Origin of the sequence: Pseudoalteromonas sp. XI10, from assembly GCF_001469895.1 — a bacterium.
Taxonomy (GTDB): Bacteria; Pseudomonadota; Gammaproteobacteria; order Enterobacterales; family Alteromonadaceae; genus Pseudoalteromonas.
On record NZ_LOPY01000047.1, the window covers coordinates 134,413 to 146,988 of the forward strand.

Here is a 12,576-nt window from a genome sequence, read left to right on the forward strand (position 1 = left end):
ATTTTTCTCATAACGGTTTTTTTAGATGAATGACTTTGCAGTAAAAAATTCACACACCTTAACTCAATACGATATTGAAAAGCTGTTACGCCAATTTGGCGGCAAGGAAACGGATTATGTTGAAATTGTTGATGTTGAAAAAAATCGAAAAACGATTGAAAAGTACCCCTTGCTTAACGATATCGCATTAGCAACAACACAAACACAGAGCACAAAAAAAATTAACAAAAACGCAATAAAGAATCATAAATGAAGCGAATTTTTTTAAAAGGAATTAAAGGTGGCACTGGTACAACATCGATTGTGGCCAACCTTGCTTGTGCTTTGAGAAAATCAAATGTGCCTGTGTATGCCATCGATTTAGATCCAAAAGGCGACTTAGGCCTACACCTTGGTCTTGCTTGGGAGCATCAGCTAGGCTGGAGTGATTACCCAAACTTTGCCTCTGCATGTGAGCAGTTTCATCAAGATAACGACGGCGTAAAGTTTTTACCCTATGGCAGCCATTCGAACTTAGGGTTAGACTTTTCAAGCATTATAGAGAGTTGTCAGCAGCTTAATGACAGCGATGACAGCTGGTTTTTATTTGACTGCCCTGCCCATGTTGATGTGCACCGCTATTCGCTAAATGAAGACGATATATTCCTTGAGATTATTAATTGTGATGCTATTTGTCACAGTTTTGCTTTCAAACGTTTAAACACTCTAAAGCAGGCTGAATCATCTTGGCAGCATTATTTTTTAACCAATAAATATAATTCAGCCTCTGAGCTTGAATCAGATTTATTGCAGCTTTGGCAAACTGAATTACCATTAATTGCACCTTTATATATCAATAAAGATGAAGTCATCAAAGAAGCAACTGCATTTAGAAATGTGGCAATTAACTGTGCTCCATACAGCGTTGCTAATGATGACTTTGAAACGCTAGCCGGTTGGCTTGTAAGCCGCGCGAGTCAGAATGACCAATAGCATCCACTCACTCGGTATCACACACCGACTACTTAAAGGTATTTTAGGGTTGTTTTTAACGAAGCAACTTGTCCGCTTCGTATTTATAAAATTTTATAGTTATTACAACCAACACAAAATGAGCCTATTGGGAGCGATTTTACTCCCCTTCTTTGTGCTTTTTTTGTCATTGTTTATTAAATTAGATAACAATAAAAAGCGTGAGTTAAAGCTTAAACTTAAACGCTTATATCCTCATGTTTCTCAACCTGTACTCACACCAAGCAATTGCATTCGGATTGCGTTGCAAAGTGTGTATCTCGCGCTATTCAATACCACCACAACCTCACAGCAACATATCGCCGTTGAGCAGCGTAAATCTTGGCGTAAATTAACACGATCAGCTCGCTTATTGAGACTGGCAGACAGTAAACTAGTACGCTCTTGTAAAGGGCTTTGGTTAGTTGCTAGAAAGCAAACAAAAACTAAATCATATAAAGCAGTGAGTAGCTCTCCACTTTGGAAAAACAGCACCTTAAAGGTCGCTTTTTTCACTCTCATTGTTTTTGCGGTGGCTATATTTGTAACCGTGCCATTTAGTATTGAAGCGCAAGCAGTGTTCATTAGTTTAATTTTGGTTGTTGCTTATTCTCTAAGACGGGTTGAAGGGAAAATGGCCACTATTGTAATGATCACCCTTTCTGTTACAACCTCTACACGTTATCTATGGTGGCGCTACACTGACACTCTTAACTGGGGTGACCCTTTAGCCCTTACCCTAGGGATTGGTTTGCTGCTTGCTGAAAGTTACGCTTGGTTAGTACTAATATTAGGCTTTTTCCAAACCATCAATCCATTAAACCGTAAACCAATCGCGTTAGGAAAAGACACAGCAAACTGGCCAACAGTTGATATTTATATTCCTACTTATAATGAGCCGCTTGATGTTGTGAAGCCAACAACAATCGCCGCGCAAAGTATTGATTGGCCTGCAGATAAGCTTAACATTTATATTTTAGATGATGGTAAGCGCCCTGAATTTGCCGAATTCGCAAAGCAAATTGGTGTTGGTTATTTAACTCGCCCTGATAACAAACATGCCAAAGCCGGTAACATGAACCATGCGATGAAAGTAACTAATGGCGACTACATTGCTATTTTTGACTGTGACCATATCCCTGCTCGCTCATTCTTACAAATGACAATGGGACAATTCATCAATGACAGTAAAGTGTGTTTAGTACAAACACCTCACCACTTTTTTTCTGCCGATCCATTTGAGCGCAATCTCAAAAACCATCGGAAAATCCCAAATGAAAATATGTTGTTCTATGGCTTAATTCAAGATGGCAATGATATGTGGGATGCGACCTTCTTTTGTGGTTCGTGTGCTGTTTTAAGGCGCAGTGCCCTTGAAGAAATTGGTGGTTTTGCCGTAGAAACCGTCACTGAAGATGCCCACACCGCGCTAAGAATGCAGCGCGCTGGCTACAAAACAACATATATTAATATTCCACAAGCCGCCGGCCTGGCTACAGATAGTTTATCTGCCCACGTTGGTCAACGTATTCGCTGGGCACGCGGCATGGCACAAATATTCCGATTAGATAACCCGCTGTTTGGTAAGGGCCTAAATATCGCGCAGCGCTTGTGCTATTTAAACGCTATGTTGCACTTTTTATCAGGCATTCCGCGAATTGTATTCTTAACAGCGCCACTGGCATTAATTTATTTTAATGCGCAAATTATCTATGCACCGTTTGTTGCCATCTTTCTTTATATTGTGCCAACCCTGTTACAGGTAAAAATAACCAACTCTCGAATTCAAGGTAAATACCGCTATTCATTTTGGGGCGAAGTTTATGAGTCAGTACTTGCTTGGTATATCTTAAAACCCACGACAGTTGCGCTTATCAACCCGAATAAGGGTAAATTTAACGTGACTGAAAAAGGCGGTTTAAACAAGCAAGATCACTACGATTGGACGATTTCAAAGCCTTATATAATCTTGTTGCTTGTTAACGTTTTGGGTATGACCTACGGCGTGTTTAGATTGCTCTTCGGCGATAGTTCACAGATAGGTGTACTCGTCATTAGCATGCTGTGGGCAAGCTATAACGTGATAATTTTGGGTGCAGCTGTGGCTGTTGCCGCTGAAGCCAAACAAGTACGCAGCTCACACCGCATTAAAGCAAATTTCCCTGCTGCTATTCGCCTTGCTAATGGCCGTACCATTAAAGTGAAAATTACGGACTACTCAAATAATGGTGTTGGCCTTGAAACTGACCATAATCACCTTTGCCGTGTAAATGATAAAGTCGAGCTACTCATGAGCCGTGGCTTGAAGCAGTTTTCATTCCCAACTTATATCTGTAACACCCGCGATAAACAACTGGGTCTTACCCTCAGGGATTTAGATTTAGAAAAACAAAAAGCCTTTATTCAATGCACTTTCTCACGTGCTGATGCTTGGCTTGATTGGCAAGAAAACTTTAAACACGACAAGCCTTCATACAGCTTTTCTCACGTTTTTTATACCAGTCTAAGAGGCTTTAAGAACTTGATTTTCCATGCCCCAAATGAATTAAGACCCGCGATTGCGTTTGCATCAAGAGTCTTGTACTTTGTGGCGTCGTTATTACCTAAAAAACCAACAAAAGTACTAAAAACATCATGATAAAAACTTTTTTAACCTTGTTATTAGCTTTTGGCACACTCGGCATATCTGGCTGGGCGATAAGTGCTGAGCCTCTCTCTAATAAAGCGATTTTTGATGATGGTTACCCAGAGCAAGCACCAATTGAAAGCATGACGCTAAGCTTTGAAAAGCTTGGTTTAAGCAAGTTCAAGCTTGATGGAGTGAGTAATAGTACCCGTGTTGATTTTACAAACCGCCTCGATAAATTAGGGAAAAAACTGACCCTAGACTTTTCATACACAACCTCACCATCACTTATTGGTCGTGTCTCACATTTGAAAATTTTCTTAAATGAAAACCTTGTCACTGTGCTACCTATTGATGATAAGACAACGCCAATTGGCACAGTCTCTGAGCGCAGCATTGTTCTTAACCCTAAGCTAATTAAAGACTTTAACCAAATTCGCTTCGAACTAGTCGGTTTTTACGATCTGGTTTGTCAGGATGACTATAGTAAAACAATATGGGCCGAGCTTAGTAAAAGCAGCCGTATTTCTATTGACCGTCAGTCACTTGCTCTTGAAAGCTTACTTGAGTATTTCCCTGCACCATTTTTTGATTCGCGAGATTACAACAAGGTCAATTTACCATTTGTGTTTGCATCACAACCTGATGAAAACACACTCGAAGCAGCAGCTGCACTATCAAGCTTTTTTGGCGCACAAGCAAAATGGCGCAAAGCACAGTTCCCTGTGCAAATTAATGCAACACCGACAGAACATAGTGTCGTATTCGCAACAAACGACAACAAGCCAGATTTTTTACTGAATTACCCTGATGTTGAAAAGCCAACTGTAGAAATTATTAGCAGCCCTACTCAGCGGTACGCCAAAGTACTGCTTGTTTTAGGTAAAGACACAGCACAATTGAAAGAAGCCGTAGTAGGTTTAGTCTTTGGCTATAAAGTCATGACTGGTCGCAGTGCAATTATTGATGCAATTAGCAACTTACCGCTTCGAGAAGCCTACGATGCGCCACTGTGGGTGCGTTCTGATCGCCCAGTAAGCTTTGATGAATTTATTGAATACCCAACTCAGCTGCAATCGGAAGGCTATCGCGGTCTACCTGTTCGGTTAGACTTGCGTTTTGCACCAGATTTATTCACTTGGCGTGAAAATGGTATTCCAATTACCTTGAATTACCGCAACACACCTGTTGAGCAAAACATGTTGTCGCGTTTGAATATGTTGATTAACGGTAAGTTTGTGGATGGTTTTATTCTTGATAACGAAGGTGGTAAAACGATTACAACCGATACCCTGTTACCGCTTTTATCTGAATTCAATCCAACCAAAACTCGTCAAGACTTTGAGCTAACAGGGTTAGATTTAACAACAAATAACCAGCTGACTTATGATTTTAATTTTGCAGTCGTAAAAACCGGTGAGTGTAGCGCCATTCCTGCCGGCGGTGAATTTGGTGCAATTGATGGCAGCTCTACCATTGATGTAAGTGACTTCCATCACTATATTGCCATGCCAAACCTACGCGCCTTTGCAAATGGCGGTTTCCCATTCACCAAATATGCCGATTTACACCAAAGCACGCTTGTAATGGAAGCTAACAGCTCAGTTAACGCGATTAGTTTATTGCTTAATTTCACAGGTCATTTGGGTGCCATAACAGGCTACCCAGCGCACCGTTTAGACATTCAATTTCCAAGTAACCAATTGGCGCTAAACGATAAAGACATTATTATTATTGGTAAACCTGACTCTTTCTTAAACTCACTTGCCAAAGACAGCGCCCTAAGTGTGCTTATCAACAACAACCAACGCATTGTTGATCAAGCTATCTATAATGGTGCCTACGACACTAAAGGTGCTGAAAAAATTAAAGTAAACATCAGCAGCATTGGTCGTTTAGCCGTGATGTCCGGGTTCCAGTCACCGTTTGATTCAGACCGCTCAGTAGTCTCTTTGATTGCCAGTAATGAAAATGCTTTTGCACTTCTCTCTGATGCTCTACTGAATGATGATAAAACAGCTCAAATAATGGGAAGCTCAGCTATTATCAATAGCCAAGGCATCAAAACGATTAAAACCGATGAACAGTATTTTGTCGGTCACGTGCCTATTCATACCCTCATTTGGTTCCACTTTTCAGACCGCCCAGTATTGTTAGCGATTCTATCACTACTAACCCTATTACTTATTTCATTTATGTTGTGGCGAGTGCTCGCGCTACTTACCAAAAAACGTTTATCTGAAGGAGATCAGGCATAATGAAAACTATCGCTTCTTTACTATTCGTTTTTGTTTTTTCAAGCAACGCCTTAGCTCAGTTAAGCTGCAGCGCTTGGCCGCAGTGGAATAACTTTAAAACTCACTTCATTACACCAGAAGGACGCGTTGTTGATTTAGGCAGTGAATACAGCATCACCACCTCTGAAGGGCAATCTTATGCGTTATTCTTTGCTTTACTTGCCAATGATAAAGCCAGCTTCGATAAGTTACTTGAGTGGACTGAAGTACACCTTTCTGAAGGTGACCTAAGCACCCGTTTACCAGCGTGGCAATGGGGAATAAAGCAAAATCAAGGACAAATCCTTGATTCAAATCCAGCTTCTGATTCAGATTTATGGATTGCTTATACCCTGTCGCAAGCGGCTATCTTATGGAATGAAAGACGCTACGCAGTGCTCAGCTCAGTGCTTGCTGAGCGCATCATTCGTGAAGAAACAGCGCAGATACCAAACCTCGGTCTGACTCTTTTACCTGGGCCAACAGGTTTTGAAAAAGACAGTAGCTGGAAATTAAATCCAAGCTATGCACCGCTATTTATATTTGCGCAATTTGCGCACCTATACCCGCACTCGCCTTGGCAAACATTACACGATAACTCGGCGCAGTTATTAATAGATACAGCACCAAAAGGCGTGAGCCCTGATTGGGTTAATTACAGCGTGGAAAAAGGCTTTTATCATGATAAAAGCGCCCCTGCTATAGGTAGTTACAATGCTATCCGCGTCTACCTTTGGGCCAGTATGATGGCAGAAGATGCCCCCTATAAAAATGCCCTTACACAGCAGTTTAAACCTTTTGTTGATAGCATTGCTTCTTCAGGCAAAGTGCCATTAGAAACCAATGCAGTCTCGGGCAAAACGGCAGGCAACGCCCCAAGTGGTTTTGTAGCCGCCTTATTGCCATTGCTTGCTGAAGATGATGCATCACAAACTGTGACGGCTTTACAACAGCAAATTATGATGGATACCCGCTTTACCACCAGCCGCTACTACGACAGCGTGTTGTATTTATTTGGTAACAGCGCATTGAACAAACGTTTTAGTATTGATAAAAACGGGGCTTTAACAACTAACTGGAGCAATGAATGCCGATAAAGTGGCTACTTGCTGCAGTTTTAGCAAGCTCCAGTGCATCCGCAGCAATAAAAAAAGACCTTGATAGTCAATCAATTGATTGGTTAATTAGCCAAGTACAACTTGGTGAAATTGAGCGTGATAATCAGTTAATGGCCGACAGCTTAGAAAAGCTGCAAAGCATTGCACCTAAAAATACTCAAGTGCAATGCGCCGAGGTGCGTGTTTTATATAGCCTCAAAGAAACCGACAAAGCCAATGCGCGTTTAGCAGAGCTTAGTAACCTATCACATCCGTGCGTAACAAGCTTAACCCTACTTGCACGCGTCAATAACCAAGACAAAGAAGCGGTTCAACAAGCCAAGCTTCGTGCCCGAGCCGGACAATACAGTGACGCGGTAAAAATCTACAATCGGCTATTTAAATCCGCCTACCCTAATATTGAATATGAGCTGGAGCACATAAACTGGCTTGCTCAAGATCCAAATCAATATCAGCAAGCACTGCGCGGTTATCGTTCTTTACTAAAACGCTACCCAAATAGTGGCCGTTTTGAGCTTGCCTATGCAAGACATCTGTTAAAGCAAAACCCAACAAATAAAGAAGCCATTGAATTACTGAGCCATTATGCACATAGTAACCAATATGGTGTTGAAGCTGAGTTTGCGTGGCTTGCAGCCCTTGAGGATATGCCGCTTAATAAACAAACTGAGCGCGAATATCAGCGTTACTTTGCAGCCTACCCTAAAAGCAGTAAAGGTCAGCTACAATTTAGTGACTTTAAAAAAGCGCATTTAGCGGAGCAAAAAAAGCAAGCAGACCCTGCGTATCAGACATGGCTTAAAGGCAGTGTCGAACTTGAAAAACGCCACTTTGATGCAGCAGAAAAGCTTTTCAATAAAGCACTGCGAGGTCGTCCTCAAGATCCTGAAATATACAATAGCTTAGGTTTATTGAACTTAAGGCAAGGTCGTAATGCCAATGCTTACCAGTACTTTAAAAAAGCTCAAAAATACAGCATAGATGCAAACCGTATAACAGTTTTAAAAGGCCTCGCCAATACTGCTCGTTTTTGGCAATACATAGATGAAGCTAAATCAGCCATTAGTAGCAATGAACTCAAACAGGCTGCGCTTAAGCTGGATTTAGCTGACACCTTAAATGAAGACCCTAATACGGTATTGTTTTACCGTGCTGAACTTGCCAAACAAGCAGGCCAACTTCAAAACGCGATGAACCTTTATAAGCAAGTGCTAAAAGACGATCCTCTGCAACAGTCTACTTTGCGTGCCATGCTTGAATTAACCGCCTCAGATGGTAATTATGCTCGTAGTCACCGTTTTTATAATGGCTTAACTCGTCAGCAACAGGCATTAATTGCTGAAGATTATACCCTATTACAAACACAGCAACTGAGAACCCGTGCTGATGAGCTTACTGCTGAAGGTCAACTTGATGAAGCAGTTGATGTGCTACTTATGGCAATCAAACAAAGCCCACGTCAAAGCTGGCTTTACTACGACCTTGCAAATTTATATCAACAACAAGGTTTAGTTGATCATGCCAAAGCTCTGTATAAAAAAACCTTGTGGCAATTTCCGCTAGATGCAGATTTACGTTATAGCCATGCCCTATTTTTACGTTCGTTGAACGATTACCAAGGAGCACTGGCAACCTTAGATTACATCCCCAATAACGCGCGTACTGAACAAATTAATGTGCTCACAGAGCAGCTAAGCATTAATACCAAACTAGAAAGACTCTCTGCCAACAATACAGCCACTAATAAAGCCACGGTGATTTATAAGCTCACCGAGTTAGAAGCAAAGCCATTAACACCTTTAATGCAAGCTGAGCTTGCCAGCCAATGGCAACAAATTAATGAGCAGCAGTATGCGATTAGACAATTGAAAAAAGCTCTTACTCGTGACCCAAGTTTGAGCCCATATTGGCACATGACATATGCAAATTGGCTAATTGAAAGCAACGATAAAAACGCTGCTGATAGCTGGTTTGCAGACTATCAACTGCCGAGTAACGCAACCGATGCAGAGCAATCACAATGGTTAGCACTACAAGTTAATTACGTTAATCGCTTTAGTGAAAGTAACCAACGAGTTGCTAAGCTCTCAGAGCTTGCAACACGTTACCCTGATAACACAGAACTGTCAGAGGCGCTGATCAATGCTCATATCGAGCAAGGCAATAGTAGCCAGGCCATTATCCGCTTTGAGCAGCACGTTGCAAAAGGACAAACTGTGTCAACGGATACTGCTTTAGCTATTGCGACACTTGCTCGTCAGCAGCAAAGAGATGATTTAGCAGATCGCATCATTGCTGGGCAAATTAATCAAGTTTCGAGTGAGCAAAGCTATCGTCAGCAGCAATTGATGACTGCCCTTGAACAATTTGAAGATACACAAAGTGCAATAAATCTAGCTGAGCAATTGCTAGCTAAATCAAACAACAACCAAGAGCTTTATTATCAAGCAGCAGCGGTTGCGCAAGCTAAGCAACAAACTACACTTGCTCAAAGCTGGTACCGCGCTGCAGTTGATCCAGATACGGCAACGAGCACCTTAAGCGATGAGCAGAACTATGAACTGTATGCCCTTGATGAAAATGAAGCTTGGTATGTAAATAATGCCAAGCGTCAATTGCAAGGTATTGAGCGCGATGAGCAAGCGTATATCACTGCTGCAATCAACTTAAGTAGCCAAACCAGCACACAAAATGAGTCCACACTGGGCGCTGGCGCAACGCCTATTGAAGCAGGTTTCCCGCTATGGGGTGGCACTGGGATTGTGAAATTAGACCCAATGACAATATCGAGCCAAGAAACCCGCTTTGATGAAACCTTTGCTGGTAGCCGCTATGGTCAAGGAGCCCTGTGTATTTTTGACTGCCCACTTTTAAGTATAAAACCAAAGCAACAAGGTATGGATATTGGCCTTGCTTGGCAAAACGAGCAATGGCGAATTGATGTTGGTACCACTCCACTTGGCTTTTTAGTCGAAGATATCGTGTGGGGCGTTAATTACAATGGTGATTTAGGCGACTTTGGATATGGCGTCACGTTTAATAAACGCCCGGTTACCAGCTCTGTATTATCTTACGCCGGACTTGAAGATGTCTTTACCAACCAAGTATGGGGCGGTGTTAGAGCTACGCAATTACAACTTAGTCTATCTCATGACCTTGGCCTAGATTGGGGTTTTTGGGGCAGTACTAACTATCAAATCTTGCAAGGTAAAAACGTAAAAGACAATCAAAGCTACAGCCTAATGGGTGGCAGTTATTATCGTTATATTCGCGAAAGAGACACCGAATTAAGTCTAGGCCTTAACTTATTACACTGGTCGTATAAGTATAATTTAAGTGAAGAAACCTGGGGACATGGTGGCTATTACAGTCCACAAAACTACTTGGGCGCTTCATTACCTGTGATTTTTGATAAGCGAGTTGGTCATAATTTTGTATACCGACTGCGCGCTGGCGTATCTTGGTCAACCACCACGACAGACGATATTGCATTTTTCCCTAACGACCCTATTTTGCAAGGCCAAGCAGAGGCTCAAACAGCTGTCACGGGTGTTGTACCTTACTTTGAAGGCGATACCAGCAGTGGTTTATCGTATAACTTAGGGGCAAGTTTTGAGTATCGATTCACGCCTCATTGGTTCTTTGGTGGTTACGTCAACTTAGATAGAGCCGATTTTTACGAGCCGAATTATGCTCAGTTGTACTTCCGTTATTACTTTAATCCGGTGTATAGCGAACTGGCTTTCCCGGGTAAACCTGTTGTGCCTTATGCAAGCTACTAACTGTCGCATCACAAGGGGCAAGTGTCGCAAGTTCTTCCCCTCTCCATAAGGTCTATGTATACTGTAGCGCACTTGTAGCTAGGATAAGGGTGTGTCCCTTTCCTTCGAGTACAAAACTTGAGCAACAAACCATTATCTTAGCTGCATCAAAAAACATGGCCGCCCGTTCACTAAATAAATACATAGAACGACCAAAGCAAAAACAATAAGGCCTCAAATAAAAACTTAGAGTTAGGAAGTAAATATGAGTTCATTACCTAAAGCAGGTGACTTTTTAGGGCATCCTAAAGGGTTATTCCTGTTGTTCGGCACAGAAATGTGGGAACGATTCGGTTATTACGGCATGCGCGCCATCTTAGTTTTATACTTAGTAGCGCTTGTACAAGAAGGTGGTTTTGGTTGGTCAAATGCAGACGCATTAAGCCTTTATGGTACCTTCACAATGGCTGTATACATCACCCCACTATTCGGTGGTTGGTTAGCCGATAACGTATTAGGACAACGTAAAGCAATTATCCTTGGTGGTTTATTGATGGCTGCAGGCCATTTCACTATGGGTATCCCGCACAGCTACTTAGCTGGCCAAGAAGAAAATGTATTCTACATTGGTTTAACACTTCTTTGTGTGGGTAACGGTTTATTCAAGCCAAACATCTCAACTATGGTAGGTGATCTATACAAAGAAGGTGACCAACGTCGTGATGGCGCGTTCACTATCTTCTATATGGGTATCAACTTAGGTGGTGCATTAGGTCCTCTAGTTGCGGGTTATGCTGCAGCTGCAATGGGCTGGCAATGGGGCTTCATCGTAGCCGGTATTGGTATGGTGTTATCTGTACTTTTACAGCTTGCATTAAGCAACAAATACTTAGGCGATATCGGTGTTGTGCCTTCTGCTAAGCTTTCTCAAGCACAGTCTGAATCAAACACTAAAGAGCCACTAACTAAAGTAGAAACTGACCGTATTAAAGTTATCTTTACTATGAGTGTATTCAGCATCATCTTCTGGATGGGCTTTGAACAAGCGGGTGGTTTAATGAACCTTTTCGCTAACGATTACACAGACCGTATGTTACTTGGTTTTGAAGTACCAGCTTCTTGGTTCCAATCTTTAAACTCAATTTTCATCATTGTTTTTGCACCTTTAGTTGCCATTATTTGGTTAAAGCTTGATAAACGTGAACCAAATTCACCGGTTAAGTTTGCTATTGCACTTATCTTCTTAGCACTTGGTTTCATCACTATGATCCTAGCGCTAATGACACAAGGTCAAGGTGAGCACCTACAAATCAGCATGATGTGGTTAGTTTTATTCTACTTATTCCACACCCTAGGTGAGTTATGTTTATCTCCAATTGGCCTATCTATGGTAAGTAAACTTGCACCTCTACGTTTAGCTTCAATGCTTATGGGTATTTGGTTCCTATGTACAGCGGTTGCAAACAAGATTGCAGGTTTCGTAGGTTCTTTCCTAGGTGAAGGTGAAGAAGCGTTAGACAACGCGATGGGTATCTTCATTGGTTTAGGCGCAACAGCGGTTCTTTCTGCTGTGATCATGTACTTACTAAGTGACAAGCTAGTCGCTTGGATGCATGGTGCTGAAGGTCAACACGAGCCACAAACTACTGAGCACATCCTAGCTGAAGAGCTAGAAGTGACAGCTGAAAAGCAATAATACTTATTCCCCGTAGCACCCGCTGCGGGGAATTTCTCTCTCCCCTATTCCCTCAGCGTCCTTAAAACTGATACTATATTCTGATATTAATTTGGTTTGCAAAGGAACT

General features: G+C 41.9%; 7 protein-coding genes. All 7 read left to right on the plus strand.

What is annotated here, in order from left to right; all coding sequences use genetic code 11:
- Positions 1 to 25 precede the first annotated feature (25 nt).
- The 7 genes from bcsR (at position 26) to AUR67_RS12435 (ending at position 12,467) form a co-directional block, all read left to right on the plus strand.
- Positions 26 to 253 carry a BcsR/BcsP family cellulose biosynthesis protein gene (bcsR, locus tag AUR67_RS12405; protein WP_054561934.1) on the plus strand — a complete coding sequence of 76 codons (228 nt, stop codon included), beginning with the start codon at positions 26 to 28 and terminating at the stop codon, positions 251 to 253.
- Positions 250 to 972 (plus strand): cellulose biosynthesis protein BcsQ, encoded by a 723-nt coding sequence (gene bcsQ, locus AUR67_RS12410; RefSeq protein ID WP_058585492.1) that lies wholly within the window; start codon positions 250 to 252, stop codon positions 970 to 972. The genes bcsR and bcsQ overlap by 4 nt, the downstream gene beginning before the upstream one ends.
- Positions 962 to 3,628 (plus strand): UDP-forming cellulose synthase catalytic subunit, encoded by a 2,667-nt coding sequence (gene bcsA, locus AUR67_RS12415; protein ID WP_058585493.1) that lies wholly within the window; start codon positions 962 to 964, stop codon positions 3,626 to 3,628. Before bcsQ ends, bcsA begins: the two co-directional genes overlap by 11 nt.
- Positions 3,625 to 5,874, plus strand: a complete 2,250-nt coding sequence (bcsB, locus tag AUR67_RS12420) for a cellulose biosynthesis cyclic di-GMP-binding regulatory protein BcsB (protein ID WP_058585494.1) — start codon at positions 3,625 to 3,627, stop codon at positions 5,872 to 5,874. The genes bcsA and bcsB overlap by 4 nt, the downstream gene beginning before the upstream one ends.
- Positions 5,874 to 6,989 (plus strand): cellulose synthase complex periplasmic endoglucanase BcsZ, encoded by a 1,116-nt coding sequence (bcsZ, locus tag AUR67_RS12425; protein WP_058585495.1) that lies wholly within the window; start codon positions 5,874 to 5,876, stop codon positions 6,987 to 6,989. Before bcsB ends, bcsZ begins: the two co-directional genes overlap by 1 nt.
- The gene (locus AUR67_RS12430) at positions 6,980 to 10,792 is read left to right on the plus strand and encodes a cellulose synthase subunit BcsC-related outer membrane protein (protein WP_058585496.1); all 3,813 of its coding nucleotides are present in this window, start codon (positions 6,980 to 6,982) and stop codon (positions 10,790 to 10,792) included. The genes bcsZ and AUR67_RS12430 overlap by 10 nt, the downstream gene beginning before the upstream one ends.
- A gap of 244 nt (positions 10,793 to 11,036) precedes the next feature.
- On the plus strand, positions 11,037 to 12,467 hold the full coding sequence (locus AUR67_RS12435; protein ID WP_058585497.1) for a peptide MFS transporter: 1,431 nt from the start codon (positions 11,037 to 11,039) through the stop codon (positions 12,465 to 12,467).
- The last annotated feature ends 109 nt before the right edge of the window (positions 12,468 to 12,576 follow it).